Source organism: Kitasatospora sp. NPDC056800 (assembly GCF_042789775.1).
GTDB lineage: Bacteria > Actinomycetota > Actinomycetes > Streptomycetales > Streptomycetaceae > Kitasatospora.
Genome location: NZ_JBHUAL010000139.1, coordinates 1 through 26,364, shown reverse-complemented (window position 1 = coordinate 26,364; position 26,364 = coordinate 1). Strand labels below are relative to the sequence as shown.

Annotated in this window: 22 protein-coding genes and 1 tRNA gene; 12 read left to right on the top strand and 11 right to left on the bottom strand. The window is 74.7% G+C overall.

Annotation, left to right across the window (positions count from 1 at the left end):
* Positions 1-66: 66 nt before the first annotated feature.
* Both disA and radA read right to left on the bottom strand, forming a co-directional pair.
* Complete coding sequence (gene disA, locus ACFRQN_RS26885; RefSeq protein ID WP_049659060.1) at positions 67-1,125, bottom strand: DNA integrity scanning diadenylate cyclase DisA; 1,059 nt, start codon at positions 1,123-1,125, stop codon at positions 67-69.
* 200 nt (positions 1,126-1,325) lie between these two features.
* The gene (gene radA / locus ACFRQN_RS26880; RefSeq protein ID WP_074002122.1) at positions 1,326-2,849 is read right to left on the bottom strand and encodes a DNA repair protein RadA; all 1,524 of its coding nucleotides are present in this window, start codon (positions 2,847-2,849) and stop codon (positions 1,326-1,328) included.
* Positions 2,850-3,156: 307 nt separating this feature from the next.
* Between radA and ACFRQN_RS26875 the strand changes: the two genes are divergently transcribed.
* Entirely contained in the window at positions 3,157-4,980 is a 1,824-nt protein-coding gene (locus tag ACFRQN_RS26875; RefSeq protein ID WP_380742689.1) for a sigma-70 family RNA polymerase sigma factor, read from the top strand.
* Between the two features lie 215 nt (positions 4,981-5,195).
* Here ACFRQN_RS26875 and ACFRQN_RS26870 read toward each other — a convergent pair whose 3' ends face one another.
* Positions 5,196-6,797, bottom strand: coding sequence for an IS1182 family transposase (locus tag ACFRQN_RS26870; RefSeq protein WP_380742687.1), 1,602 nt, complete (start codon positions 6,795-6,797; stop codon positions 5,196-5,198).
* 774 nt (positions 6,798-7,571) lie between these two features.
* Positions 7,572-8,906 carry a DUF1254 domain-containing protein gene (locus tag ACFRQN_RS26865; protein ID WP_117488356.1) on the bottom strand — a complete coding sequence of 445 codons (1,335 nt, stop codon included), beginning with the start codon at positions 8,904-8,906 and terminating at the stop codon, positions 7,572-7,574.
* A gap of 293 nt (positions 8,907-9,199) precedes the next feature.
* Here ACFRQN_RS26865 and ACFRQN_RS26860 point away from each other — a divergent pair, with 293 nt between their 5' ends.
* Positions 9,200-10,240 carry an NAD-dependent epimerase/dehydratase family protein gene (locus tag ACFRQN_RS26860; RefSeq protein ID WP_380742685.1) on the top strand — a complete coding sequence of 347 codons (1,041 nt, stop codon included), beginning with the start codon at positions 9,200-9,202 and terminating at the stop codon, positions 10,238-10,240.
* A 119-nt stretch (positions 10,241-10,359) separates the two neighbouring features.
* Here ACFRQN_RS26860 and ACFRQN_RS26855 read toward each other — a convergent pair whose 3' ends face one another.
* Both ACFRQN_RS26855 and ACFRQN_RS26850 read right to left on the bottom strand, forming a co-directional pair.
* Complete coding sequence (locus ACFRQN_RS26855; RefSeq protein ID WP_380742683.1) at positions 10,360-11,409, bottom strand: family 2 encapsulin nanocompartment cargo protein polyprenyl transferase; 1,050 nt, start codon at positions 11,407-11,409, stop codon at positions 10,360-10,362.
* A 271-nt stretch (positions 11,410-11,680) separates the two neighbouring features.
* Positions 11,681-13,099 carry a family 2B encapsulin nanocompartment shell protein gene (locus ACFRQN_RS26850; protein ID WP_380742681.1) on the bottom strand — a complete coding sequence of 473 codons (1,419 nt, stop codon included), beginning with the start codon at positions 13,097-13,099 and terminating at the stop codon, positions 11,681-11,683.
* A 329-nt stretch (positions 13,100-13,428) separates the two neighbouring features.
* Here ACFRQN_RS26850 and ACFRQN_RS26845 point away from each other — a divergent pair, with 329 nt between their 5' ends.
* Positions 13,429-14,502 (top strand): ATP-grasp domain-containing protein, encoded by a 1,074-nt coding sequence (locus tag ACFRQN_RS26845; RefSeq protein WP_380742679.1) that lies wholly within the window; start codon positions 13,429-13,431, stop codon positions 14,500-14,502.
* A gap of 12 nt (positions 14,503-14,514) precedes the next feature.
* On the opposite strand, the gene ACFRQN_RS26840 is transcribed toward ACFRQN_RS26845, so the two are convergent.
* From ACFRQN_RS26840 to ACFRQN_RS26830, 3 genes are all read right to left on the bottom strand, one after another.
* Positions 14,515-15,063, bottom strand: a complete 549-nt coding sequence (locus tag ACFRQN_RS26840; RefSeq protein ID WP_304414273.1) for a methylated-DNA--[protein]-cysteine S-methyltransferase — start codon at positions 15,061-15,063, stop codon at positions 14,515-14,517.
* A gap of 239 nt (positions 15,064-15,302) precedes the next feature.
* On the bottom strand, positions 15,303-15,536 hold the full coding sequence (locus tag ACFRQN_RS26835) for a hypothetical protein (RefSeq protein WP_049661653.1): 234 nt from the start codon (positions 15,534-15,536) through the stop codon (positions 15,303-15,305).
* A 168-nt stretch (positions 15,537-15,704) separates the two neighbouring features.
* Positions 15,705-16,991, bottom strand: coding sequence for an MFS transporter (locus ACFRQN_RS26830; protein ID WP_380742677.1), 1,287 nt, complete (start codon positions 16,989-16,991; stop codon positions 15,705-15,707).
* A 215-nt stretch (positions 16,992-17,206) separates the two neighbouring features.
* On the opposite strand from ACFRQN_RS26830, the gene ACFRQN_RS26825 reads away from it, so the two are divergent.
* The 6 genes from ACFRQN_RS26825 (at position 17,207) to ACFRQN_RS26800 (ending at position 22,678) form a co-directional block, all read left to right on the top strand.
* Positions 17,207-18,016 (top strand): hypothetical protein, encoded by an 810-nt coding sequence (locus ACFRQN_RS26825; protein WP_380742675.1) that lies wholly within the window; start codon positions 17,207-17,209, stop codon positions 18,014-18,016.
* A 343-nt stretch (positions 18,017-18,359) separates the two neighbouring features.
* Complete coding sequence (locus ACFRQN_RS26820) at positions 18,360-18,806, top strand: sortase-dependent protein (RefSeq protein WP_380742673.1); 447 nt, start codon at positions 18,360-18,362, stop codon at positions 18,804-18,806.
* Positions 18,807-18,888: 82 nt separating this feature from the next.
* Complete coding sequence (locus ACFRQN_RS26815) at positions 18,889-19,635, top strand: class F sortase (protein WP_380742671.1); 747 nt, start codon at positions 18,889-18,891, stop codon at positions 19,633-19,635.
* Positions 19,636-19,800: 165 nt separating this feature from the next.
* Entirely contained in the window at positions 19,801-20,685 is an 885-nt protein-coding gene (locus tag ACFRQN_RS26810; protein ID WP_380742669.1) for a hypothetical protein, read from the top strand.
* A complete protein-coding gene (locus tag ACFRQN_RS26805; RefSeq protein WP_380742667.1) occupies positions 20,682-21,473 on the top strand; it encodes a response regulator in 792 nt (263 codons plus the stop codon). The genes ACFRQN_RS26810 and ACFRQN_RS26805 overlap by 4 nt, the downstream gene beginning before the upstream one ends.
* Positions 21,470-22,678 carry a sensor histidine kinase gene (locus ACFRQN_RS26800; RefSeq protein ID WP_375876595.1) on the top strand — a complete coding sequence of 403 codons (1,209 nt, stop codon included), beginning with the start codon at positions 21,470-21,472 and terminating at the stop codon, positions 22,676-22,678. Before ACFRQN_RS26805 ends, ACFRQN_RS26800 begins: the two co-directional genes overlap by 4 nt.
* Before the next feature lie 97 nt (positions 22,679-22,775).
* Here ACFRQN_RS26800 and ACFRQN_RS26795 read toward each other — a convergent pair whose 3' ends face one another.
* Both ACFRQN_RS26795 and ACFRQN_RS26790 read right to left on the bottom strand, forming a co-directional pair.
* Positions 22,776-22,952 carry a hypothetical protein gene (locus ACFRQN_RS26795; RefSeq protein ID WP_158077680.1) on the bottom strand — a complete coding sequence of 59 codons (177 nt, stop codon included), beginning with the start codon at positions 22,950-22,952 and terminating at the stop codon, positions 22,776-22,778.
* A gap of 353 nt (positions 22,953-23,305) precedes the next feature.
* A tRNA-Thr gene (locus tag ACFRQN_RS26790) sits at positions 23,306-23,379 on the bottom strand.
* Positions 23,380-23,663: 284 nt separating this feature from the next.
* Here ACFRQN_RS26790 and ACFRQN_RS26785 point away from each other — a divergent pair.
* The 3 genes from ACFRQN_RS26785 to ACFRQN_RS26775 all read left to right on the top strand — a co-directional run bounded on the left by ACFRQN_RS26785 (position 23,664) and on the right by ACFRQN_RS26775 (position 26,308).
* A complete protein-coding gene (locus ACFRQN_RS26785) occupies positions 23,664-24,755 on the top strand; it encodes an ABC transporter ATP-binding protein (protein WP_049656383.1) in 1,092 nt (363 codons plus the stop codon).
* A gap of 208 nt (positions 24,756-24,963) precedes the next feature.
* Positions 24,964-25,419, top strand: coding sequence for a hypothetical protein (locus ACFRQN_RS26780; protein ID WP_049656385.1), 456 nt, complete (start codon positions 24,964-24,966; stop codon positions 25,417-25,419).
* A gap of 88 nt (positions 25,420-25,507) precedes the next feature.
* Entirely contained in the window at positions 25,508-26,308 is an 801-nt protein-coding gene (locus ACFRQN_RS26775; RefSeq protein ID WP_380742665.1) for an NDP-sugar synthase, read from the top strand.
* Positions 26,309-26,364: the final 56 nt, after the last annotated feature.

The window sequence follows — 26,364 nt, the reverse complement described above, 5'->3', positions numbered from 1 at the left end:
GCCCCCGGGGAGGTTCCCCCCGGGGGCCGTCGCGGTGTTCGGGTGTCCGTACGGTGGCGCGTCCGGTCAGACGTAGCGCTCCAGGATGGACGATTCGGCAAGGCGGGACAGGCCCTCGCGGACCGAGCGGGCGCGGGTCTCGCCGACGCCCTCGACGGTCTGCAGGTCGTCGATGCTCGCGGCGAGCAGCTTCTGGAGGCCGCCGAAGTGCTCGACCAGGCGCTCTATGACCGTGTTGGGCAGGCGCGGGATCTTCGCCAGCAGGCGGTAGCCGCGCGGCGAGACGGCCGAGTCCAGCGACTCCGGCGAGCCCGAGTAGCCGAGCGCCTTGGCGACGGTCTGGAGGTCCAGCAGCTCGGCGTGGGTGAGCGCCTCCAGGTCGGCCAGCACCTCGGTGACCGTCCGGCCCTTCTTGGCGGCCCGCTCCGGGAAGTAGTCCCGGGCGACCAGCTCGCGCTCCGGCTCCACGCCCGCGATCAGCTCGTCCAGCTGCAGCGAGAGCAGCCGGCCGTCGATGCCGAGCTCCAGCACGTAGCCGGCGATCTCGGTGGCGATCAGCCGGACCATCTCCAGGCGCTGGGCCACGGCGGTGACGTCCCGGACCGTCACCAGGTCCTCGATCTCCAGCGCGGAGAGCGTTCCGGCCACCTCGTCCAGGCGCAGCTTGTAGCGCTCCAGGGTGGCCAGCGCCTGGTTGGCGCGGGACAGGACGGTGGTGGAGTCCTCCAGCACCCGGCGGGTGCCGTTGACGTACATCGCGATCAGCCGCATCGAGTGCGAGACCGCGACCACCGGGTAGCCCGTCTGCCGGTTGACCCGCTCGGCGGTGCGGTGGCGGGTGCCGGTCTCGTCGGTCGGGATGGTCGAGTCCGGCATCAGGTGCACGCCGGCCCGGACGATCTTGGTGATGTCCTTGTCGAGCACCACCGCGCCGTCCAGCTTGCACAGCTCGCGCAGCCGGGTGGCGCTGAACTCGACGTCCAGGACGAAGCCGCCGGTGCACAGGGACTCGACGGTCCGGTCGAAGCCCAGCACGATCAGACCGCCGGTGTTGGCCCGCAGGACCCGCTCCAGACCGTCACGAAGCGCGGTACCGGGCGCGATGGCGGTGAGGGAGGCCCGCAGCAGGGCCTCCTCGCGGGAGGCCTTGTCCGCCCCCCGGTCGCTGGCTGCCACGTGACTCCTCCGGTCGACCCGTGCCGCGCGCCTCACGCCGTGCGCCGGTCCGCGGTCTGTTGCTCTGTCGCTCAGTACCGCTCGGTACTGCCTTCTGGCCAATGAGACTGGGGAAAGTCTAACTGTGTGTGGCCTCGGCAGGGCTTGGGTCAGCGCAGTTCGTCGGAGTCGAGCGGCTCCCAGCCGTCCATCAGCTCCTCGGGGTACGCCGCCGGGCGGTCCGCGGACCGGGCGGAACGCGGGGACGGCGGCGCCGACGGTGCCTCACCGCGCGGCTCGGTGCGCGGCTTGGCGGCCGAACGGCGGCGGCCCGGGATGGCCCGCAGCGCCTCGCCGATGTCGGCCACCTCGACCACCTTCATGCCCGGCGGCACCTTGCCCGGGTCCGGCGGGACCAGGGCGTGGGTGAAGCCCAGCCGGTGCGCCTCGGCGAGCCGCCGCTGCACACCCGTCACCCGCCGTACCTCGCCCGCCAGGCCGACCTCGCCGATCGCCACCAGGTTGCTGGGCAGCGGGGTGTCGGTGGAGGAGCTGGCCACCGCGAGCGCCACCGCGAGGTCCGCGGAGGGCTCGGTCAGCTTCACCCCGCCGACCGTCGCGGTGTAGATGTCCTGCTTGCCGAGCTTCACCCCGCCGTGCCGCTCGACCACGGCCAGGATCATCGCGATCCGGGGGGACTCCAGGCCCGAGGTGGTGCGCCGCGGGGAGGGGATCTGCGAATCCACCATCAGCGCCTGCACCTCGGCCACCAGCGGGCGCTTGCCCTCCAGGGTGACGGTGAGGCAGGTGCCCGGGACGGGCTTGTCACGCCTGGTCAGGAAGAGGCCGGACGGGTCGGCCAGGCCGACGATGCCCTCGTCGTGCAGCTCGAAGCAGCCGACCTCGTCGGTGGCGCCGTAGCGGTTCTTGACCCCGCGGATCAGCCGCAGCCGGGCGTGCCGGTCGCCCTCGAAGCTCAGCACCACGTCCACCAGGTGCTCCAGCAGGCGCGGACCGGCGATCTGGCCGTCCTTGGTGACGTGGCCGACCAGCAGGGTGGCCATGCCGCGCTCCTTCGACGCCCGGATCAGCGCGCCCGCCACCTCGCGGACCTGGGCCGGGCCGCCGGGGGCGCCGTCCAGCTCGGCGGAGGCGATGGTCTGCACCGAGTCCAGGATCAGCAGGCCGGGGTTGACCGCCTCGATGTGCCCGAGCACCGCGCCGAGATCCTGCTCGGCGGCGAGGTAGAGGTGCTCGGAGAGGGCGTTGATCCGGTCCGCGCGCAGCCGGACCTGGCCGGCCGACTCCTCGCCGGTGACGTAGAGCGTGCGGTGCTGCGCGGTGGCCGCCTTGGCGGCGACGTCCAGCAGCAGGGTGGACTTGCCGACGCCGGGCTCGCCGGCCAGCAGCACCACCGCGCCGGGCACCAGGCCCCCGCCGAGCACCCGGTCCAGCTCCGGCACGCCCGTCGAACGGGCCGTCGCGACCTGGCCGTCCACCTGGGCGATCGGGCGGGCGGGCGCGCTGACCGGGCCGGCGGCCGTGGTGCGGATCGGCACCGCGCCGTACTCCTCGACCGTGCCCCAGGCGTTGCACTCCGGGCAGCGGCCGACCCACTTGGGCAGCTGGTTCCCGCACTCGGTGCAGCGGTACGCCGGGCGGGGCTTGGCGGTGGTCTTGGAACGCGGAGGCATGCCGCCCACCGTAGCGTCCGGGTCCGACAACGGCGGTCCGCAGGCGGGGCCGGGTCGGGGCCGACGACCAGGGTCCGCGGGCGGGCCGGCCGCGCGTCCACACAGATGGGCGATGTTGTTACCCGAAAGAAGTACATACGCGGCGAATGGCCGGGGTCAGCCGTCCGCGTTCTCTACCGTCGGACGGGTGACGACGAGAACTGTGGGGCCGGACGGGCCTACCCGGTCGACCCGATCGGTCAGGCCGGGCAGGTCGGGTAGACCTGCCGGGTCGAGCGGGTCCGGCGGGTCGGCCGGGTCGGCCGGGGTGCGGACCGCCGCCGTGCTCGCGGCGTACGACCGGCAGGTGGACGGCCTGTTCACCTACTGCCTCTCGGTGCTCTGCGAGCACGACGCGGCCGCCGACGCCCTGCGCGAGGTCCGCGAGCTGGCACGACGGCACGGCGCCCGGCTGGCCGAGCCCGGGCTGCTGCGCGCCTGGCTGTTCTCCCTCGCCCGGTACTGCTGTCTGCGCCGACTCGCCGGCGACGCCCCGGGTCCGACCGGTGCCGAGGCCGGGCGGACCGCCCCGGCCGAGCCCGGCGAGGCCGAGGCGGCCCGACGGCGGCGCGAGCTCTCCTCGCTCGCCTGGCCCGAGGCGGCCGGCACCGACCCGGAACAGCGCGAGGCGCTGGAACTCTCCGTCCGGCACCGGCTGACCCCGCTCGAAGTGGCGGCCGTACTGGGCCAGCCGTTCGAACGGACCCGCGCGCTGCTGGCCGCGGCCGAGGCCGAGGTCGCCCGGACCAGGGCGGCGCTGCTGGTGCTCGGCGTGGGCAGCTGCCCGGAACTGGACCGGCTCGGCGGGGCCGGGGCGGAGTCCTGGCGGGACTGGGTGCTCGGCCCGGCGCTGCGCCGGGAGCTGGTGCAGCACGTGGTGGACTGCCCGACCTGCCGGGGGACGGCGGAACGGGTGGCCGCGGGCGAGGCGGCGGAGGGTACGGCGGGGGCGGCGGGGCTGTCCGGGTTGGCGCTGCTGCGGGCTCCGGCGGACCTCCTCGGGGCCGTCGCGGCCACCGGTGGGGCGGCCGCTCCGGCGGCGGCTGCTCGGGCTGTGGGTCCTCGGGTAGCCGGTGCTCGGGGCGCGGAGCCGGGGCTGCGGTTCGACCAGAGCGGCTTCCCCCGGCACCGGGCGCCGGACGCGGGGCGCGGGTTGGCGGTGCGTCGGCGGGTGGTGACCACCGGTGTGTTGGCGGCCGTACTGGCGGCGCCGGTGATCGCGCTCTGGGCCGGGCACCGGGGCGGTGTCGGGTCGGGGTCGGCGGCCTCGGTGTCGGCGGTACGGGTGGACGCGGCCGGGCAGCCGACCGGGCAGCGGCCCCGGCCCGCGGTGGACGGCCCGGCTGGGGCGGGTGCGCCCGGCATGCCCGGGATGGAGCTGGCGGGAGCCGGGCCCGGGATGGTCGCGGGCGGTGCCCGCGGAAGCGATGCAGAAACGTTGCCTCCCGGTTTTCCGCGGCTCACCTTCCAGGGCGCGGCCATCCCGGTCCCGGCCCACGGCGCGACCCCGCTCAGCAGCCCGACCCTGGTCGCCGCACCGGCCCCGGCTGCCGACCAGGCCTCCACGACGGGCACCGGCGAGCCCGCCCCGGCCGGGCTGCTCACCGTCGAGGCCGGCGAGTACGGCAGCCGGACCATCCTCACCCTCACCAACTCCGGCGCCACGGAGATCCGTTGGCACGCGGTGACGGACGCCGGCTGGCTCCGGCTCAGCCGCGACGCCGGCACCCTGGCGCCCGGCCAGCGGATCACCGTGATCGTCACCGTGGACGAGGACCAGGCGCCGACGACCCACTGGACCGCCCGGATCGCTCTGCCGCCCTCCCAGGCGGTGGTCACCCTGGAGGGCGGGCCGCACAACCGTGGCGGCTCCGCCTCCTCCCCGGCCGATCCGTCACCGTCGTCGACACCCTCCTCGACTCCGGCGACACCGGTGCCCAGCGGTTCCACCACCACCTCGCCCACGGCGGCACCCACCGCGTCCCCGTCGCCCTCCGACCCACCGACGAGCACCCCCTCCCCCTCGGGCACAGCGACGAGCTCCTCGCCACATCCGACAGGCACGGCAACGGCCTCCCCGTCGCCGCACTAACGGCCCGCGCAACGCGGCAGCCCTCCCTCCCGGCCAGCACCCCGAGGGCACGGGCGCGCGAGAAGTCGACCCGGCCGACTTCTCGTGCACGGCGGGGCGGGCCAGGGGCCGAATACGTAGACCGACCGCCGTAATCCCGCCCGCAGTAGCCGGCAAGGCCGCACAGGAAGTCGACCCACCGACTCTGCTGGCGAAGTATTCGATCTAGGTCAGGCTCAGGCCGTCGTTGCGATGCCGTGTTGGGTGCAGAGTGTGTGGATGCGGGTGGGACGGCGGCTTGGTCTGGTGGTGGTGTCGAAGTGGGCGCCGAGTCGGCGGATGTTGACGGCCATGCCGATGAGGACGTTCTGGAGGTGGGTTTTGGCGAGGCCCCGGTAGCGGGATCGTCGCAGGCCGGGGCCTCGGACCGCTTGTGAGATGGTGCCCTCGATGTCGGCGCGGGCCCGGTAGGCCTCACGCCATCGGGGGGTGTCCTGTTCGGCCTGCATCCGTGTCCGGGCGGTATGGATCGGTTCGGGATGGATCTCCAGGACCCGGCCGAGGTGAGGGGCGCCGGTGGTGCACTGGGCGCGGATCGGGCAGGGGCGGCAGTCCGCGCGGGAGAAGGCGACGCGGATCAGGCCGTCCTTCTTCGGCCGCATGGAGATGCTGGTGGCCCCGGCGGGGCAGTGGGTGACGCCGCTGTGCCAGTCGACGTGGAAGTCCTTGGGGGTGAACGTGCCGCCCCGGGCGCCCCGGCCGGTCTGGACCGTGACGGGGGCGACAAGGGAGATGCCGCGTTCCAGGGACGCGCCGATGCCGGGCCCGCTGGGGTAGCCGGAGTCGAGCAGGTGCTCGCCGGGTTTCAGGTCCCGGGCGATGAGTTTGTCCTGGACGGGGGTGGTGGCGCTGACGTCGGGTTCGGTGGCGGGGGTGGTGTGGACGTCGGTGACCACGTGCGGCAGGCCCTCGTCGCAGGACTCGGTCAGGTGGCCCTTGGAACCGGTCCATTCCATGCGTGCGGCGCCGGGCGCGCCTTTGGTGCTGTAGCGGGCGTCAGGGTCGTGGGGTGAGCGCACGCGCTGTGCGGAGGGCGGCAGTTCCTCGGTGTCCCGGTAGCGCAGTCGGCCGGTGGTGGTGGCCTCGAAGTGCTGGTCCCACAGCTCGCGCAGGATTCTGACCTGCGGGAGGCCGTTCATCCGCACGGCGTCGGGGTCCGTGTCGATGGCGGCGATCAGGCTCTGCCCGTCGGCGCCGATCTGCTCGGCGAGCTTGAGGGCGGAGGCGCCTCTGCGGCGCAGGAGCCTGCCGGTCTCGACCTTGCGGCCGTAGCGTTCGTCCCAGCCGGGCCCGAGCAGCGGCACGACCAGGCCCGGGTCGGTGCGGGCGATCTCCTCCAGGGCCGCGCGCAGGGCCTCGCCCAGGCACTCGACGCGGTTCAGTGTGCGCACGCAGGCCAGCACATGGGTGGAGTCGGTGCGCTGACGGCCGCCGGCCCGCACCAGGCCGGCCGCCTTCAACCGCTCCAGCATCAGCGAGAGCAGGGCATCCGCCCGGTTCCCGGCCGCCAGGCGGGCCCGGAACTCGCACAGCACGCTGGCATCGAAACCGGTGTACTCCAGCTCCAGTCCCAGCGCGTACTTCCAGGAGATCCGGTCGGCCACCGCCACCGCGGCGTCCCGGTCGGAGAGGTTGTGCAGGAACTGCAGGACCGTGACCATCGCCAGCAGGGCCGGCGAGATCCCGGGCCGTCCCAGGCCCGCGTACATCTCCTCGAACTCACCCGTGGTGAAGTCCACGTCGCTGAACAACGGACCCAGCGCGTCCCGAACCCGCATCTCGTCCGTCCCCCGCGGATGGACCCGGCGAGCCAGCGCCACCGTCTCCGCCGGAATCCCCGACACACCACCAGGACGCAACACGACCCACCCCCACAGACAGCCAACCCGCCCCGACCCGCAGACACTTACCGTCCCACGCCCAACCCAACCGACTTCGCCAGCAGAGTCACCCACCCGACTTCCCACGCAACACCAGCGGGCAAATACACCGACCTGCGTGCTTCTCCAGAGCCCCCGGCCGAGGATGCACGAAAAGTCGACCCGGCCGACTTCTCATGCGCAACAGGGCCCAGCCTGGCTGAATATGTAGACCGACCTGCATATTTCACCGGCCAGCCCGAAGCCGGGAGCGCGCCAGAAGTCGACCAGGCCGACTTCTCGCGCGCGCCGAGGGCAGGCCAGGAGCCGAACATCTAGACCGACCGCCATAATCCCGCCCGCAAAACCGGGAACGCACGAGAAGTCGGCCCACCCGACTTCTCGTGCGCGGCGGGATCCGGGGTGCTGGCGGGGCGTGCGGGGTGGGGCCCGAGGTGGGTGGCGGCGGGGCGGGCGCGGCGGGATCCGGGGTGCTGGCGGGCTGGGGTCTGGGGCCGGCGGGGGCGGGAATCAAGGGGCGGCGGGGCGTGCGGGGGTGGGAACTGGGGTGGCGGCAGGGCGTGCGCGGCGGGGTCCCGGGGGCAGCGCGGCTTGCGGGGTGTGCGTGGTTAGGGGCCGGGGTGCCGGCGGGTTGGGGTCCAGGGGCGGCGGGGCGTTGGTGGGCCCGGGGGGTCAGAGGCGGTGGATCGGGGGGACTTGGTAGGTGCCGTCCAGGACGGCGGGTTCGGGTTGGTAGATGCGGAGGATGGGGCGGAACTCGCCGGGTGGGGTGGGGAGCCAGTTGGCGGCGGCGGTCGGGTCCTCGGGCTGGTCGTGCCGGAGGGTCAGGGTGAGGGAGCCGTCCTCGCCGTGGACCAGTCCTGGGGTGCGGTCGCCGATCGAGTAGCGGTCGATCGGATTCTCCACCAGGTAGTAGTCCGGGACGGAGTACATCGTGACGGACCAGAACGCCCCGGCCGGGGGCGGCTGGTCGAAGCGCAGGGTGTAGTCGTGGAGGCCGGTGAGGGGCCGGCCGTCGGAGTCGTCGTAGGTCATCGCGTACGAGGCCTCGTAGGCGTGGTTGCCCCAGAGGCCGGCCCGGGCGGCGGCGGCCCGGCTGAGGTAGGCGGCGCGGCGGTCGGGGATGCGCCACTCGGGGTCGTCGAGGGTGCCGGGGCCCAGGTGGTCGGTGTTGTAGTCGAAGAGGTGGAGGGCGCTGCGCCACTCGCCGGGCGGGTGGTCCTCGGGCGGGCGGGTGGCGTCCTCGACCCGTTCGCGGCCGGCGGCCAGGCCCTTGGCCAGCGCCAGTGTCCATTCGGCGGCGGCCGCGCGGTACGGCGAGGCGCCGTCGTCGAGCAGGCCGAGCGGGGCGAAGCGGCGCTGGTACTCGATGTCCGCGGTGGCGGGCGGGAAGGCCTGCATCCAGACCCGCAGCCGCTCGAAGAAGGCCAGCCGCTCGGGGACGTCCGCGTCCGGTTCGGGGAGTCCGGCGACCAGGCCTCCGGGTTCCAGCGGTTCCAGTTCGAGGGCGGCCTGGAGGGCCCGGACCCGGGGGAAGTCGTCCGGGCCGGCGCAGGCGAAGCGGCCGACGAGGGTGCCGACGGTGGTCGGCAGTTCGATCACCCGGTCGGGGTCCGAGGGGGTGCCGTGCCAGCCGGGCGGGACGATCAGCCAGGTCTGCGCGCCGGTGCCGGTGGCCCGGCGGCCGAGGTAGGCGACGTTGTCCGTCCAGGCGTCGATGATCTGCAGCACGTAGTAGGCGCCGGCGGTGTCCGGGACGCGCAGCACCTGCGGGCCCTCGGAGAGGTCGAGCTGGGCGATCGAGTAGACCGTGTCGTTGTTGACCGAGACGAAGCGGTCGGCCGGACCGGCCAGCCGGGTGGCGTGGCTGAGGTGGTTGAACGGCGCCGCCGGCAGGGTGCCCAGGCCACCGCGGTCGAAGCGCTCGACCATGGTGAGGCCGGCGACCAGCGGGTAGCCGTAGACGTACGCGTCGGCGGCCAGCGCCTCCAGCTCGGGCTGGTTCATCACGGGTCCTTCGTCCGGGGCGGGCAGCCGGTCGGCGGGGGCGGCGGCGCCGGCGCGGCACCGGTGGGACGCTCGACGCCGGCGGGCCGTCGGTGCCGGCGCGGCGGGCGGGTCCGGCGTCCGGGTCGCGCACCGGGCCGGGGTGCGGTCGCCGACCGCGGTACACCTCGGATGCTAAGCGGGGCCGGGTGGGGCGGCACGTCGGACCGGACGCCGCGCGGCTTCCGCCCGCCGGGATCTGCTGAGCGCTGATCCGGGCGTACCGGCGGGGCGGCCGGGAGAGGGTCGTCGGTATGAAGATCCTCCTGCTTGGGGGCTCGTCCTTCCTCGGACGGGCCTACGCTGCCGAGGCCCTCGCCAGGGGCCACCGGGTGACCACCTTCAACCGCGGCCGCAGCGCCGCCGACCTGCCCGGTGTCGAGGCCGTCCGGGGCGACCGCGACAGCGCCGGGGACCTCGCCCGGCTGGTCGACGGCCGCGGCTGGGACGCCGTCGTCGACACCTCCGCCCAGCAGCCCGCCCAGGCCGCGCTGAGCGCCCGGCTGCTGCGCGGGCGGGCCGGGCACTACACCTTCGTCTCCTCCGTGCACGCCTTCGCCGACTGGCCCGCCCACGTGGTCGACGAGGGCTCCGCGCCGCACCCCTGCCCCGCCGACACCCCGCCCGACCAGCCGCCCGGCAACGCCCTGAAGGCCGGCTGCGAGCGCGCCGTACTGGCCGGGTTCGGCGCCGGGCACACGCTGGTGCTGAACAGCGGGCTGCTCGTCGGGCCGTACGAGTTCGGCGGCCGGCTGCCCTGGTGGCTGGAGCGGATGGCGCGCGGCGGGCGGGTGCTCGCCCCGGGGGATCCGCGGCGGACCATGCAGGTGATCGACGTCCGGGACTTCGCCGGCTTCGGGCTGGACCTGCTGACGGCCGGGACGGCGGGGCGGTTCGTCACGACGGCGCCGCCGGGGCGGCTCCGCTTCGGCGAGTGGCTGGAGACCTGCCGGGAGGTGGCGGGCGCCGCGGACACCGAGCTGGTCCCGGTCCCGGACGGGCCGCTGCTCGCCGAGGGGCCGGACCGGGTCGACTGGTGGACCGAACTCCCCCTCTGGGCACCGGACCTGCCCGAGCTGGCGGGCGTCTGGCTGGCCGACACCGGCCGGGCGGAGGCGGCCGGGCTGCGCTGCCGGCCGTTCGCCGAGACGGCGCGGGACACCTGGGAGTGGCTGCGGACGCGCGGGCCGGTCGAGGACACCGACGCCGAGGGGCGCAAGGGGCGGCCGGGGGCGGCGGTGCGGCACGGCATCGAACCCGCCAAGGAGCGGCGGCTGTTGGCCGCCTTCGGCTGACGGCGCGGTCGGCCGGACCGTGGAAGCGGCCGGGAGTGGGGAGCCGGCCGGGCCGACTTCCCACTCCCGGGGAGACACCGGGGAAAGACCCGGGGACGCATCCGGCCCGGGCGGCCCGCTCAGTGCGTGCGGCGGGTGACCAGCTCGGCGAGCGCCAGCAGCTCGTCGGCCGCGGCCGGCTCCGGGACCGCGGCGGCCAGCTGCGCCATCGCCGTGGCCATCCGCTCGCAGGACTCGCCCTGCGCCCAGCCACGCCCGCCGGCCGCCTCGACGGCCGCCGCGCACCGCGCCAACTCCTCGGGGCTCAGCGGGCGTTCGATCGCGTACAGCTCGGCCAGCCGCTTGCCGTCCACGGTGCCGGACCCCAGCGCCGCGACCACCGGCAGCGACTTCTTCCGGGCGACCAGGTCCGCGCCGACCGGCTTGCCGGTGACCGCCGGATCCCCCCAGATGCCGATCAGGTCGTCGATCAGCTGGAAGGCCAGGCCGATCTCCCGGCCGAAGCCGTCCAGCGCCTGCGCCGCCTCCTCGGAGGCGCCCCCGTACAGGGCGCCCATCGAGCAGGCCGCGCCGAGCAGCGCGCCGGTCTTGGCCTCCGCCATCGCCAGGCACTCGGGCAGCGAGACGTCGTCGCGCCGCTCGAAGGCGCAGTCGATCTGCTGGCCCTCGCAGAGCTCGACCACGCAGTCGGCGAGCCGGCGGATCGAGCCCTGGGCGGCCGGGTGGGTGTCCTCGGCGAGCAGGCGCAGCGCGAGGGAGTGCATGGCGTCGCCGGCCAGGATGGCCTCGGTGGTGCCGAACACCCGCCAGGCGGTGGGCCGGTGGCGCCGGGTGTCGTCCCGGTCGATGACGTCGTCGTGGAGCAGGGTGAAGTTGTGCACCAGCTCCACCGCGGCGGCCGCGGCGACGGCCTCGTTGGGCCTGCCGCCCAGGGCCTGGGTGGCGGCGAGGACCATGGCCGGCCGGATCGCCTTGCCGGCGGGGGCCTCGGCGGGGGTGCCGTCCGCCTCCCACCAGCCGAAGTGGTAGCCGGACACCTTGCGCATGGTGCCGGGCAGCGAGTCGACGGCGGCCCGCAGGACCGGGTCGACCAGGGCGCGGGTCCGGGCGAGGATGTCCGCCGCCTCGTGCCCCTCTTTGTGGTCCCGCTCCAGCGTGGGACTCGTCATGGGTCTCTCCCCCTGTCGGGCGCCTGTCGTGGGACGGCCCGCCGACGGCGGACCGGAGTTGCGCTGCGGTGCCGGGCGCGGTCGCGCCTCGCCCCGGCCGGGCCCGTGCCGGCGGGGTCGGTACGCACCGGGGTCGTACCGGCCGGGTCCGTACGCGCCGGGGTCGTACCGGCCAGGGCCGTACGCGCCGGGGCCGCCGTCCGTCGGGGCCGGATGGGCGGCCCCGGCGGACGGCACGACGGCGCGGCGCCGCGACCGGCCGTGCGAACCGTCAGTACTGCGCGATGTCCACGTTCTCCAGGACGCCGACCGCGTCCGGCACCAGGATCGCGGCGGAGTAGTAGGCGCTCACCAGGTAGGAAATGATGGCCTTGTCGTCGATTCCCATGAACCGCACCGAAAGGCTCGGCTGGTATTCGTCCGGAATTCCGGTCTGGTGGAGGCCGATGACGCCCTGGTTGTCCTCGCCGATTCGCATCGCGAGGATCGAGCTGGTGCTCCCGACGATCGGGATCTTGTTGCACGGGAAGACCGGGACGCCGCGCCAGGACTGGATCTGCTTGCCGTCGACCTCGACCGTGTCCGGGTAGAGGCCGCGCTTGTTGAGCTCCCGGCCGAAGGCGGCGATGGTCCGGGGGTGGGCCAGGAACAGCTTGGTGCCGCGGCGGCGGCTGAGCAGCTCGTCCATGTCGTCCGGGGTGGGCGGGCCGGAGTGGGTCTGGAAGCGCTGGTCGTACGCGGCGTTGCCGAGCAGCCCGAAGTCGGGGTTGTTGACGAGCTCGTGCTCCTGGCGCTCGCGCAGGGCCTCGATGGTCAGCCGCAGCTGGTGCTCGGTCTGGTTCATCGGCTGGTTGTAGAGGTCGGCGACCCGGCTGTGCACCTTGAGGATGGTCTGCGCGACGCTGAGCTCGTACTCGCGCGGCTTGAGCTCGTAGTCCACGAAGGCGCCGGGCAGCTCGTACTCGCCCTGGTGGCCGGCGGAGAGGTCGATCGCGGCCTCGCCGTGCTTGTTCTGCGCCTGCTGGAAGCCGTTCAGGTATTCGATGATCTGGAGCTGGAGCGCCTCGGAGCGGTCGTGCAGCTCCTGGAAGGCGGGCCAGGACAGCGTCATCACGGTGCCGGCCGTCGCGGCGCGGACGGTGTACGGCCAGGCGCCGCCGTCCTGCCGGACCGCCTCGTCGCCGAGGTGGTCGCCGTCGGCGAGGGTGCCGACGACCGTCTCCTCGCCGTACTTGCCGGTGCCCAGCCGGTCGAGCTTGCCGTGCGCGATCAGGAACACCTCGGTGATCGGGGCGCCGGCCTGGACCAGCACGTCGCCCGGGGCGAACTCCCGCTGCACGAAGCGCGAGGCCAGCTCCTCCAGCACGGCCTCGTCCTGGAACCCGCGCAGCACCGGCACCTCGGCCAGCGTGGGCGCGACGATCCGCACCTCGGCACCGGTCTTGACGAAACCCACCCGGCCGCGGCCGACCGAGTGGCGCAGGCGGCGGTTCACCCGGTAGGTGCCGCCGGACACCTGCACCCAGGGCAGCTTCCTGAGCAGCCAGCGCGGGCTGATGCCCTGCATCTGGGGCGCGGACTTGGTGGTCGTCGCGAGGTTCCGCGCGCCGGCCGTGCTCAGACTCTGCTGCTGCCGGATCTCCGACTGCGCACTGGGCGCGGGAATTCCGGCATTGGTTTCGGTCGACATGGGGGAGCCCTTCGCATATCCCGATGAAGTGTCGCCTTGCACATGCGTGTTGCAGCTTCATGGTGGGCCCTGTCGAGGGTGCCCCGCAATCACTCGTTCGAGTGGTTCGGAATGCCTAAACAAATAGTACGAATAGATCACCCGATCGATATCTGTTCGACCGTCCATTCGAACAACTCGGAGCGCGGCGCCCCATCCTCCCCCATCCGCGCCCCGAACCGCGCCACCCCGCGCCACGATCCACAGGCGGCGCCCCCGCCGTCCGGACCGTTCGAACAGGCCGCTAGGGTGCCCTGACCCTTCGTCAACTCTCTTCCCGAGAGGGTCACATGAGTGCACCCGTACGTGTCTGGCTGAACCGCACCTACGCCGAGAACGTCTTCTTCATCGAACAACTGCGCGCCGCCCCGCGCCCGGTGGTGGTCCACGCGACCCACGGCGACCCGGACTCCCCCGTGCTCGCCGCCGCCGACCACGGCAGCGCCGAGCCGGCCGACCTGCCGGCGGACGGCTACGTCGGCTACGCGCTGGACTACTGCGCCCGGCACGCCGTCGACGTCTTCGTCCCGCAGCTGCACCAGCTCGCCCTCGCCCTCGCCCGGCCGGAGTTCGAGGCGATCGGCACCGCGCTGCTCTGCCCGCCGGCCACCGCGATAGCGGCCTTCACCAGCAAGGCCGACGGCTACGCGGTGATCGCCGGGGCCGGCCTGCCCACTCCGCCCTGGTGGCGGGTGCGCACCCCCGGCGAGCTGTGGGACGCCGTCGAGCGGATCGAGGGCGCCGGGCACACCGCCTGCCTCAAACCCACCGCCGGTGCGGGCGGCGCCGGCTTCCGGGTGCTCACCCGGGAACCGTACGGAGCGCGGCGGCTGACCGGCTGGGACCACCGGGTGCAGGTCGATCAGGTGGCCGCGGCACTGGCCGAGGGCGGTCCGGACGGCGAGCCGGTGGACCTGCTGGTGATGCCGTACCTGGACGGACCGGAGGTCTCGGTGGACTGCCTCGCCGACCGGGACGGCGGCCCGCTCACCGCGGTCGGGCGCACCAAGGAGGGCCGCCGCCGCGGCTTCACCACCGAGGAGTGCTACCTGGACCCGGTCCGGCGGCTGGTCCGGGCGACCGGCATGGCGTACCTGTCCAACGTGCAGTTCCGCCGCTTCGACGGCCGGCCGGTGGTCATCGACGTCAACACCCGCCCCGCCGCCGGGCTCCACCAGCTACGGCTGTGCGGCCTCAACCTGCCGTGGGACGCGGTGCGGCTGGCGCTCGGGGAGCGGCCCGAGTACCCCGGGGCGGAACCGGACGTGCGCGGCATCGAGTACACGCTGGTGTCCGGCATCCGGCCGGTGCTTCAACGCCGGGCGCCGGGACGGGTGTCACTGGTCCGGGCGCTGCACCGGTGAGCGGCCGCGGCCCTAGAGCGGGCCGTTCCAGTCGAGGGTCGGCTCCAGCACGCCCTCGAGCGTGAGCAGCCAGCGCTTCACCTCGATCCCGACCCGGCCGCCGCCGAAGCCGCCGATCCCGTCCGCCGCCACCACCCGGTGGCAGGGCACCAGCAGGGGGACGGGGTTGGCGGCCATCATCTGCCCGACCGTGCGGGCGGCCAGGCCGGGCTCCGTCACGTCCTCGAACACCCCGCTGCGGGCGGCCAGTTCGCCGTAGGTGATGGTCCGGCCGTACGGCACCTCGCGCCAGAGCGCCTGCAGCACCGCGCGGTGCGGGCCGGAGCTCAGGCTCCAGTCGATCGGCAGGCCCAGGTCTCGGGTGCGGCCCGCCAGGTAGGCGCCGATCCGCTCGGTGACGGCGGCGATCTTCGACTCGTCGGTGCAGGGCGGCGCCTCGCCCTCGCGCGGCCCCCGGTAGCCGGCCGACACCACACCGAGCGGGGTCACCGCGATGTGCATCGGCCCGCTGGGCAGCGGCGTGGGCACGGTCAGCCAGGACATCGACCAGGACTGCGGCACGTTCGGGCCCCCACCCTCCGCCGGACCGGCCGCCGGCCACCCCGGCGTCCGGGGGGCGTCCCCGCCCCGCGCGCCATCGTACGGCGGGCGGCCGACAGGCCACGGCGCGCGATCCACGGGCTCGGGCGGGCCGGCAGCGGGCTCGGGCGGGCGGACAACGGGCTCCGGCGAACGGGCCGAGGGCTCCGGCGGGCGGCCCGGGTGCGGACGGTCCGCGGCCCGGGCCCGGGCCGCTCCGGTCAGAACTGCCCCTTCAATCCGCGCGCGTTCGACGCGCACCAGTGCACCAGCTCGGCGCGGTCCGGGGCGCGGCCCTCGCACAGCACGGCGAGCTGTTCGTCGTTGATCCGGTTCGGCCCCGGGATCTCCAGCAGGTACGCCAGGTCCGCCAGTACGGTGGCGAGCCGCTCCGCGTCCGCGTGGTCCAGGGTGACCGCGGACCCGTGATGGCTGATGGTGAGCGAGCCGGGCATGATCGACCTCCTCCGTCACCCCCGTCCTCCACCGTACGACCGGGTCGGCCGCCCCGCCCGCCGCGGAGGCGTACGTGCGCGGGTGGGGCAGCCGGTTGCGCTCCGGGGCCGGCCGGGCGCGGTGCGCGGTGGGCCGGGGGTGCGCCCCGGAGCCGTCCGAGGGGTTGGTCAGCTGTCCGGGCCCTCCTCCCAGCGACGGTCACGTACCGCCGGTACGGCCAACACTACGGCCCCGGCCGCCAGTTGCCAGACCGCTCCGATCAGCAGCACGGTGTCCGCGCCGAACCGGCCCGCCAGCGGACCGGCCGCCGCCAGCCCGAGCGGGCCGAGGGCGAAGGAGCCCAGCACGCCGAAGGCCGTCACCCGGCCGAGCAGTTCCACCGGCACCCACTTCTGGGTGGTGGTGCCGTAGAGCGTCCCGCAGACCGCCGAGCCGACCCCGGCCACCAGCGCGCCGGCGGCCACCCAGGGCAGCCCCGCCCCGGCCGCGAGCGCCGCGGAGGGCAGCGCCCAGGCCAGCGCCGCCAGGGACGCCACCGCGAGCGGGCGGGCCGGCGACCGGCCGAGCACCAGCAGGCCGCCCAGCACCGCGCCGGCGCCGTAGACGCCCATCACCAGGCCCCAGGCGCGGGCACCGCCGAGGTCCCGCTGCGCGAGCAGCGGGCCGAGCACCAGGAAGGGAGCCCAGACCAGCAGGTTGAACAGGCCCATCTGCACGGTGGTGACCCACAGCCACGGGCGGGAGGCGAACTCCGACCAGCCGGCCCGCAGGTCCCGGACCATCGACCCCTCGCCGGCCGCCGCCCGCACCGGCAGCCGCAGCCTGGCCAGCGCGAAGGCGCCGACACCGTACGTCACCGCGTCGGCCAGCAGCACCGTCGCCGGGCCCCAGGCGGCGGTGACCAGGCCGGCGGTGGCGGGGCCGACCACGGTGGACAGCGAACGGGCCAGCCCCAGCAGGGCGTTGGCGTCCGCCACCAGTCCCGTACGGCGCACCAGGTCGGGCACGATCGCGCCGAAGGCCGGCATGAACAGCCCCTCGCCGACCCCCCAGACCGCCACCAGCGCGACCATCGCCCAGACCGGGGCGCGCCCGGCCGCCAGCAGCCCGGCGAACAGCGCCTGGACCACGCCGCGCAACAGGTCCGAGCCCAGCATCACCCGGCGGCTGCCGAGCCGGTCCGCGATCGCCCCGCCGGCCAGCAGCACCAGCACCACGGGGAGGATCCGGGCCGCCATCACCCACCCCAGGGCGGTGCCCCCTCCGCCTCCGCCTGCGCCGCCGCCACCGCCGTCGAGCACCGCGAAGGCGACCGCGACCGGCGCCATCGAGGAGCCGATCAGGGAGGTCGTGTACCCCAGGAAGAACCTCATGAACTCGCGCTCGCCGAACACGGCGAGCCGGTCTCCCAGGCGCCTTCGGCGGGCCGGGATCCGTTCGGTCTGCACTGCCATGTGCAGAAAGTCTGCGCGTCGACGGAGGGCGGATTCAAGGGATTGCGGGAAAAAAGTTGAGCCTTTGGGAATCAATTCCATGAGGATTCGATCTACCGCAGTAAATTCACACCTCTATGGCTCTCCACCTGCCATTTACTGCGCCCAGCGACTATGGTTCAGATGTCCCGGAACAGTGATTTACTGCGGCACTTGGATTTCGGAAGAAGGCGATCGTGACAGGACCCGCGACAGCACTCCCACCGGTCGAATACGCCGTCGCCGTCGAGCGCTACCTGGCCGCCTCCGGGCTCGCCGACGGCTCCCGGCGGATCTACCGGATCGCACTGGACACCTGGGCCTGGGCACTCGCCGACCGGCCCGCCCCCACCGGCCCCGAACGGCGACGGGCCCGGCCGCCCGTCCTGCCGCTCGCCCTGCTCGACCACCCCGACGCCGCCGAGCGGCTCCGCGCCGCGGTCGCCCGGCGCGGCGCCGACACCGACCCGCGCACCCTCAACCGGGAGCTCTCCACCCTGCGCGCGGCCGTGGCCTGGTGGCGGGCCCGCGGCTGGCTCGACGGCGACCCGACCACCGGCCTGCTCCCCCGCCCACTGCCCGAACCCGCCACGGCCACCGGCCCGTTGAGCCCCGAGGAACTGCGCGCCCTGTTCGCCCTCCGCGCGCCGCTGCGCGAGCAGGCGCTCTGGCACCTGCTGCACGAGTCCGGCGCCGCGATCGAGACCGTCCTCGCCCTGGACACCGACCACCTCGACCCGCCCCGCCGACGCACCCGCCCGCCCGGCACCCCGGTGCACTGGCAGTCCGGCACCGCCCGGCTGCTCCCCCTCCTGGTCGCCGGCCGCGCCACCGGCCCGCTCTTCCTCACCGACCGCCGCGCCCCCGCCGGCACCCCCGACCGCGACCGCTGCCCGTACACCGGCCACGCCCGCCTCTCCTACCGCCGCGCCGCCGAACTCTTCACCGCCCACACCCGGCCGCTCGGCCCAGGCTGGACGCTCCGCCGCCTGCGATCGGGGCGGTAGGGCGGGCCGGTAGGGCAGGGCCGTAGGGCAGGGCGGGGGTGGAGGCAGCGTCGGGCTTTCCGGAGGCCCCGTCCGCGCCGTTACGCAGCCGATGGGCGGCCGTGACACGACCGGCCGAGGACCGCGACACGGCCCTCCTAGCGTCATCCCCGACGCCACCGGCCGAACCCGTCGAACCGGGTGAAGCGGCCGGAGGGCGTCCGCGACGAGGACGTACGCGTCCGGCGCCGACGACGGACGTCCCGCGACACCGGCCCGCCGGGGCCCGCGAAACCGCACCGCGGACCGCACCGCGGACCGGCGGCCACCACCCACCGACCGACGCACGATGGAGACACCCCGTATGAGCAGGAGCCGTACCCACCACTCCCCCGCCCGCCGCATCCTGGCCGCCTGCGCCCTGACCGGCGCCGCGCTGCTGGCCACCGTCACCGGCGGGCAGGCCTGGGCCGACGGCGCGCCGAAGCCGGCCGCGCCCTCCGCCGCCCCGGCCGGCGACGCCGCGGTGCGGACCGCCCCGCCCGCGCCCGCCGCGCCCTCCGCCGCCCCGAAGCCCGAGGCCTCGCCGGCCGTGGCCGCCCCGAAGGGCGCCGCCCCGGCCCCGGCCGCCCCCGGCGGCGCCCAGCCGCAGGTCCGCGAGGTGCCCAAGGGCGCCGCGCAGGCCGGTGACGGCTCCACCGCCTCCGACGGTTCCGGCCTGATGCTCGCCGGTGGCGGCACCGTCGCGGCCGTCGGCGCCGCGGGCCTGGGCTTCGCCCTCCTGCGCCGCCGCTCCGGTGCGCGCGGCTGACACCGGTCCCGAGTCCGCCGGGCACCCCGGCGCCGCTTCCCCGTACCCGGCCAGTCGGGGAAGCGGCGCCGGGGCCGCCCCGGTGGCGGGGACCGACAGCCACCGACGCGCCCCGGGCCACCGGCGGGGGCGCCGACGCGCCGCCCGGCCCGGCCCCGGCCCGCTGCGCCGTACCGCCTTCGGCACCGCGGGCCTGCTCTGCCTGGTGCTCGGCACCTCGCTCGCGCTGTCCGGCCGGGAGACCCCGGTGGTGCGGGTCGAGACCTCCGGGCACGGCACCGGCGCCGACACCCCGGCGGCGGCCCCGAGCACCCCGGGCACCCCGGGCACCCCGGGCGCCCCGGCCACGACCGGCACCGCGCCCACCGCCCCGAAGCCGTACGCCTCCTCGCCGCCGACCCGCCTGCTGGTGCCCTCCGTCGGAGTGGACGCACCGGTGACCGACCTCGGCCTCAACCCCGACGGCACGGTCGAGGTGCCGCCGGCCGACCGGGGCGAGGAGGTCGGCTGGTACCGCAACGGCCCCACCCCCGGCGAAGCCGGCCCCGCCGTGCTCATCGGGCACTACGACACCGTGCACGGCCCGGCGGTCTTCAAGCAGCTGCCGAAACTGCGCCCCGGCGACCTCATCCGGATCCGGCGCGCGGACGGCGGCACCGTGGACTTCAAGGTCCGCGAGCTGCTCCAGGCCGCCAAGGACCGCTTCCCGACCGAGCAGGTGTACGGCGACACGCCCGCGCCCGCGCTCCGGCTGATCACCTGCGGTGGCCGGATCGGCTCGGACGGCCACTGGACGGACAACATCATCGTGCTGGCGGACCTGGCCTGACGGTGCACGAACCGCCGTCGGGGAACCGCCGGCCACCGCCCGCACGACCTACCACCGGGGCGGCGACGGGAGGCGACGAGCCGGACCGTCGCCGTGGACGCAGGCAGAGCAGGCAGAGCAGGCAGCGCGGACAGCGCGGGCCCGGCAGGAGGACGAGCACCGACCGTGGCAGCAACAGCACCCCCACCACCCCGCCGCCGTCCCGGCGCCGTCCCGGTGGCCGCCCTGGCCGGCCTGGTCGTCGTCCTCGCCCTCGCCGCCCTGGCCTTCGGCCGGGCCACCCCCGGCGAGCTGCGCGACCAGGGCCCGGCCCGGGCCGTCAGGCCGCCGGCGGTGTCCCAGCCGCTCTGGCCGGACCTGCCCACCTCTCCGCCGCCGGCCGCGTCCGCGACCGACACCACCCAGGAACCGCCGCAGCCCGTACCGGACGTGACCGTCCCCGGGCGCGACATCACCGCGGTCGACGTCCGCGCCGTCCTCGCCAAGGACCCGGACGTCGACCAGGAGGAGCGCCAGGCACTCGGCTCCTGCGCCGGCTGCGAGGTCCGCGCCCCGGAGTTCCGCGACCTCACCGGCGACGGGCAGCCCGAGCTGATCACCGTCGTCACCACCCCCGGGCGGGCCGTGCTGCACGTCTACGCCCTCGCCGAGGACCGGCTGCTGCCCGTCCTCCGGGTGCGGGTCCAGCCGGCGTTCAACGCCTCGACCATCGGCACCGACCTGTGGCTGATCGAGCCGACCAGCGTCGACGCCCGGACCACCAGCCACTACGCGTGGGACGGCAAGAGGCTCACCCTGAACGAACGCAGGGACGAGGGCGTCATACCGCTCCCGTCCACCGGCCCGGACGCCGGCCGGCCGGCCACCGCCGTACCCGACCCCGGACCGGCGCCCCGCCCCGCCCCGTACGCGCCGAAGCAGGCCGCCCCCGAGGCCGCCGTCCCGTCCCCGCGCGGCGCCCGGCCGTCCTCCGTGCCCTCCGCCCCCTCCGTGCCCGGCGCGCCCGTCGCGCCCTCCGTCCCCGCCGTGCTCCCGGAAGCGAAGCGATGACCCCCGCAGCCCCCGCCGCCACCCCCGCCCACCCGCACATCCTCCTGGTCGAGGACGACGAGGTGATCCGCGAGGCCACCCGGATGGCCCTGGAGCGCTACGGCTTCCCGGTCACCACCGCCGCCGACGGCCTGGAGGGCCTGGAGGCCTTCCACGCCGTCCGGCCCGACCTGCTCCTGCTGGACGTCATGCTGCCGCTGCTCGACGGGGTCGGCCTCTGCCGCCGGATCCGGGAGGAGAGCCAGCTGCCGATCCTGATGATGTCCGCCCGGACCGACCCGGTGGACGTGGTCTCCGGGCTGGAGGCCGGGGCGGACGACTACGTGGTCAAGCCCTTCGAGAGCGCCGTCCTGGTCGCCCGGATCCGTACGGTGCTGCGCCGCGTCCCGGTCGCCCCGGCGGCCGACGCCCCGCCGGCCCCGTTCGCTCCGCCCCCGCAGTCCTCGCCGTCCCCGCCCGCCCCGTCGCCCGCTCCGCCGTCCCCGCCCACCCTTCCGTCCGTCCGCAGCTTCGACGGCCTCCGGGTGGACACCGACAGCATGGAGGTCCGGGTGGACGACCGCCTCGTCCCGCTCACCCCCACCGAACTGCGGCTGCTGCTGGAGTTCAGCGCCGCGCCCGGGATCGTGCTGGAGCGCTCCACCCTGCTCGAACGCGTCTGGGACTACGAGTGGGGCGCCGACACCCGGGTCGTGGACGTCCACGTGCAGCGGCTGCGCGCCAAGATCGGCTCCGGCCGGATCGAGACCGTCCGCGGCTTCGGCTACAAGCTGCGGCGCCCGGCATGACCCTGCGCCGCCAGATCGCCGCCGCCGTCGCCGCCATCGCCGTCCTGGTCGCGGTGGCCGTCGGCCTGCTGGTCCACCAGGCGATGATCCGCCAGCACGTCGACCAGGCCCGCTCCTCCTCGCTCGCCACCCTCGACTCCGCCTTGAACGACTACGAGCGCGGCGGCGGGAAGGCGGTCGGCCGGGGCGCCGTCCTGAACGACCCGGCGCTGCCCGAGCGGCTGCGCGCCCTCGCCGCCGGCGACCGGCACGGCTCGCTGCTCGTCGCCGACGGCACCGGCGAGTCGATGTGGGCGGCCGGCCCGGTGCCGGACGGGGTGGTGTCCGTCCGGGTGGACTTCACCCAGGACCGCCAGGCCATCGCCGACCTGGACCGGATCATCCTGCTCACCGTCGTCGCCGCGGTCTTCACCACCGTGCTGGCCGGCGTGCTCGTCGCCGACCGGATCAGCCGCCGGCTGCGCACCGCGGCCACCGCCGCCCGCGGCATCGCGGCCGGCGGGACGGACACCCGGATCGGCGAACTCGTCGACGGCAAGGACGAGGTCGCCGACCTCGCCGCCGCCGTCGACCTGATGTCCCGCACCCTGCACCGCCGGCTGGAGGACGAGCAGCGCTTCACCGCGGACGTCGCCCACGAACTGCGCACCCCGCTCACGGGCCTCGTCACCGCCGCCGAACTCCTGCCGCCCGGCCGCCCCACCCAGCTCGTGCAGAACCGGGTCCAGGCACTGCGCGGCCTGGTCGAGGACCTGCTGGAGGTCTCCCGCCTGGACGCCGACGCCGAGTCCCCCGACCTCTCCGCCGTCCCCCTGGAGCGCGCGGCCCGCCGCACCGTCACCCTCACCGGCCTGGACGTCACCGTCGAGATCACCGCCGACCGGCAGGTCCGCACCGACCTGCGCCGACTGGACCGCATCCTCGGCAACCTCATCCTCAACGCCCACCGCCACGGCACCGGCCCGGTCCACCTGCACGTCGACGGCCCGCGGATCACCGTCCGCGACCACGGCCCCGGCTACCCCGAGGACCTCCTCCGCCACGGCCCGCAGCGCTTCCGCACCAACGCCCCCGAACGCGGCCGCGGCCACGGCCTCGGCCTCACCATCGCCACCGGCCACGCCCGCGTCATCGGCGCCACCCTGACCTTCGCCAACCACCCCGCCGGCGGCGCCCTCGCCACCCTCACCCTCCCCCCGAACTGACCCCGGACACGACGGAAGGGCCGGCCCGACAACCCGTCGGACCGGCCCTTCCCGTTCTGCGCGGAGCCCCCTGCCGGGTTCGAACCGACGACCCCCGCTACTGGGCCGGACGGGACCTGTCGGCCGGGGCTTCAAGATGGCGCGCGAGGATGGCGGCGAACGCGAGGTACGCCTCGATCTTCGCGGCTCCGACGAGAGCATCGGGTGACACATGCTTTGGCAGCCGGTCCAGGTACGCGCGGGCAGCGTTGGCGTGGTCAACGTAGTCACTCATGCAGGCCCCCCTGAGGATGATCACGAAGTTTGTGCGAAGCCTACGGCTGTACACCGGGCGGCGGCGCTGTTTCGGCGGATGTCCCGTCCGGGCCAAGGTCGACAGTGCCGAGCGCCGCCGGCACACTTCGGGCTGAGCGGGTGGTTCCCTCCTCGATCGGGCAGCTTCGCCGCACCCGGGTTCTCCAGGAGCCGCCGAGGCCAAGGCCGGTGTCTCCCCGGACATCCACTTCCACGACGTCCGGCACACCGGACGCTTCTGGCACGCCCGTGGCACAGCCCGAGCAGGACCGCAGCAACGACGAAGGGCCAGCTCTCCCGGATCACCCCGGCGAACTGGCCCTCCGTACGACGAGCCCCCTGTCGGGTTCGAACCGACGACCCCCGCTTTACAAGAGCGGTGCTCTGGCCAGCTGAGCTAAGGAGGCACGGTGGCCGTCCGCGATGGATCACGGCGGCACCGGGGGGCAGTCTACCGGGCCCGGGTGACGGGATGGGGGTATATCCGGGGGTTGGTGGGATGGGTGGGCGTGATGGAACCGATGCCGAAATCGGGTCGGGTGGGGGCTGACAAGCGGCGGACGCGCAGGTAGCGTCGCCGGGAGCCGGTTCGTGGCAGTGGTTCAGACCACTGGTGGGCCGGCGGAGCAGAACAGACCCCCTTTACTCGGATCGTCCGGCACGTTCCTGCCGGTGAAGGAGACAAACAACCATGGCTTCTGTCACGTACGACAAGGCGACCCGCGTGTACCCCGGGGCGGACAAGCCCTCGGTGGACGCGCTGGACCTGGAGATCGCGGACGGCGAGTTCCTCGTGCTGGTCGGCCCCTCGGGCTGCGGCAAGTCGACCAGCCTGCGCATGCTGGCCGGTCTGGAGGACGTCAACGCCGGTGCGATCCGGATCGGCGACCGCGACGTCACCCACCTGCCGCCGAAGGACCGGGACATCGCCATGGTGTTCCAGAACTACGCGCTGTACCCGCACATGACCGTCGCCGACAACATGGGCTTCGCGCTCAAGATCGCCGGCGTGAACAAGGCGGAGATCCGCACCAAGGTCGAGGAGGCCGCGAAGATCCTCGACCTCACCACGCTGCTGGACCGCAAGCCGAAGGCGCTCTCCGGCGGTCAGCGCCAGCGCGTCGCGATGGGCCGCGCGATCGTCCGCCAGCCGCAGGTCTTCCTGATGGACGAGCCGCTGTCGAACCTGGACGCCAAGCTCCGCGTCTCGACCCGTACCCAGATCGCCGGCCTCCAGCGCCGCCTGGGCATCACCACGGTGTACGTCACCCACGACCAGACCGAGGCGCTCACCATGGGCGACCGGGTCGCGGTGCTCAAGGACGGTCTGCTCCAGCAGGTCGACACCCCGCGCAACATGTACGACAAGCCCGCGAACCTCTTCGTGGCCGGCTTCATCGGCTCGCCGGCCATGAACCTGGTCGAGGTGCCGCTGGTGGACGGCGGCGTGAAGTTCGGCGGCTCGGTCGTCAACATCTCCCGCGAGGACCTGGCCGGCGCCGGCACCGACAAGACGGTGACCGTCGGTGTCCGCCCGGAGCACTTCGAGATCGTCCCGGCGGGCGGCATCGAGGGCGTCGCGGTGACCGTGAACGTGGTCGAGGAGCTCGGCTCGGACGGCTTCGTCTACGGCACCACCCAGATCGGCGGCGAGGACCACGACCTGGTCGTCCGCGTGCCCGGCCGCCAGATCCCGGCCCGCGGCGAGACCGTCCACGTCGTGCCGATCGCCAACGAGACCCACGTCTTCTCCACCAGCTCCGGCCTGCGCCTGAGCAACTGACGCGACCCCGCGCGACAGCCGCGACCAGCGCGGCACCCGGAGCCCGTCGGACCCTCGTGGTCCGGCGGGCTCCGTCCGTACCCCCGCCCCTTCGACCCCGTCCGGACGCCCCCGCGTCAACACAGCAAGGGGACAAACCCGGACACCGTGTCACTCGATGGGGTAACGGAGGGCGATCCGGCCCGTACCCACCGCTACTCTCCTGAGGGTGAAGCAGCTGTTGCGCCGTATCGGCCAGACCGTCGCCCTGACCCTGCCGGTCGTCCTGGTGACCACCGGCACCCTCGCCGTGACCAGGGTCCCGTGGGCCCCGCCGACCGGGCTCGACCAGCAGGTCGTGGCGGCGTCCAGCGGCGACGGCGCCGGGATCGGACGCTCCAACAACGCGGCCGGCGCCGTGGCCAAGGCCTCGGACGGGCTCGCCCCGCAGGAGTCGCTGCGGGTGGTGCTGCTGGACGAGCTGCGGGCGAAGAACCCCTCCGCCGCGCTGGACCTGCTGGAGCGCTCGATGCGCGAGCAGCCCTCGCTGACGCCGTACTGCACCTCGCTGGCCACCGAGTTGGGCAAGGCCGCGGTGCGCAAGTACCAGGGCGACGTCCAGCGGGCCCGCACCTTCGCCCGCCCGGTCTGCGACGGCGCGTTCGCGGCCGGCGTCGTCGGCTGAGGCGGCCGGGAACGCAAGGGAAGGCAAGGGGGCCGAGGCAGGCCCCCGAGGCGGCGGACGCCCCCGTCCGCCGCCTTATTGTTCAGGCATGACCGCTGACTCCGGCCCCACCGCCGACTTCCCGTCCGCCCGGCCCCCGCAGCCCCACCCGCCGCGGCCGACCACGACGCCCGTCACCCAGGCCGTCATCCTGGCCGGCGGCCAGGGCTCCCGGCTGCGCCCCTACACGGACGACCGCCCGAAGCCGCTGGTCGAGATCCCGGGGACGGGCACGCCGATCCTCGGCCACCAGCTGGCCTGGCTGGCCGAGGAGGGCGTCACCGACGTCGTGGTCTCCTGCGGGCACCTCGCCGACGTGCTGGAGGAGTGGCTGGACAAGGCGGACCTGCCGCTGCGGGTGCGCACGGTGGTCGAGGCGGAGCCGCTCGGGCGCGGCGGCGGGCTCAAGTACGCGGCCAAGGCGCTGCCCCGCCCGGACGAGCCCTGGTACGCCACCAACGGCGACATCTGGACCCGGTTCAGCCTGCGCGAGATGGCCGCCTTCCACCACGAGCGGGACGCCGTCGCGACGCTCGCCCTGGCCCGGCCGCGGATCCCCTGGGGCGCGGTGGAGACTGACCAGTTCGGCAACGTGCTGGACTTCATCGAGGCGCCGCCCTCGCCCTTCCTGATCAACGCCGGCCTGTACGTGTTCAGCCCCGAGTTCGCCGAGCTGCTGCCGGACGTGGGCGACCACGAGCGCACCACCTTCCCCCAGCTCGCCCGCGGCAAGCGGCTGGCGGGCTACCAGCTGCCGCAGGGCGTGTACTGGCGGGCCATCGACACCGCCAAGGACCTCACCGAAGCGGCCAAGGAGCTCGCCTCCGGCGCCGGCCGGTCCCCCAGGTAACCAGCGGGCCGCGAGCCGTACGGCCGCCCGCGGACACGCGTCGGCCGGGTGCTCCC

Coding starts and splice junctions, on each gene's coding strand:
- radA (WP_074002122.1), bottom strand. CDS start 2,849: ATGCCTCCGCGTTCCAAGACCACCGCCAAGCCCCGCCCGGCGTACCGC.
- ACFRQN_RS26870 (WP_380742687.1), bottom strand. CDS start 6,797: ATGCGGGTTCGGGACGCGCTGGGTCCGTTGTTCAGCGACGTGGACTTC.
- ACFRQN_RS26865 (WP_117488356.1), bottom strand. CDS start 8,906: ATGAACCAGCCCGAGCTGGAGGCGCTGGCCGCCGACGCGTACGTCTAC.
- ACFRQN_RS26860 (WP_380742685.1), top strand. CDS start 9,200: ATGAAGATCCTCCTGCTTGGGGGCTCGTCCTTCCTCGGACGGGCCTAC.
- ACFRQN_RS26855 (WP_380742683.1), bottom strand. CDS start 11,409: ATGACGAGTCCCACGCTGGAGCGGGACCACAAAGAGGGGCACGAGGCG.
- ACFRQN_RS26850 (WP_380742681.1), bottom strand. CDS start 13,099: ATGTCGACCGAAACCAATGCCGGAATTCCCGCGCCCAGTGCGCAGTCG.
- ACFRQN_RS26845 (WP_380742679.1), top strand. CDS start 13,429: ATGAGTGCACCCGTACGTGTCTGGCTGAACCGCACCTACGCCGAGAAC.
- ACFRQN_RS26835 (WP_049661653.1), bottom strand. CDS start 15,536: ATGCCCGGCTCGCTCACCATCAGCCATCACGGGTCCGCGGTCACCCTG.
- ACFRQN_RS26830 (WP_380742677.1), bottom strand. CDS start 16,991: ATGGCAGTGCAGACCGAACGGATCCCGGCCCGCCGAAGGCGCCTGGGA.
- ACFRQN_RS26820 (WP_380742673.1), top strand. CDS start 18,360: ATGAGCAGGAGCCGTACCCACCACTCCCCCGCCCGCCGCATCCTGGCC.
- ACFRQN_RS26805 (WP_380742667.1), top strand. CDS start 20,682: ATGACCCCCGCAGCCCCCGCCGCCACCCCCGCCCACCCGCACATCCTC.
- ACFRQN_RS26800 (WP_375876595.1), top strand. CDS start 21,470: ATGACCCTGCGCCGCCAGATCGCCGCCGCCGTCGCCGCCATCGCCGTC.
- ACFRQN_RS26795 (WP_158077680.1), bottom strand. CDS start 22,952: ATGAGTGACTACGTTGACCACGCCAACGCTGCCCGCGCGTACCTGGAC.
- ACFRQN_RS26785 (WP_049656383.1), top strand. CDS start 23,664: ATGGCTTCTGTCACGTACGACAAGGCGACCCGCGTGTACCCCGGGGCG.
- ACFRQN_RS26775 (WP_380742665.1), top strand. CDS start 25,508: ATGACCGCTGACTCCGGCCCCACCGCCGACTTCCCGTCCGCCCGGCCC.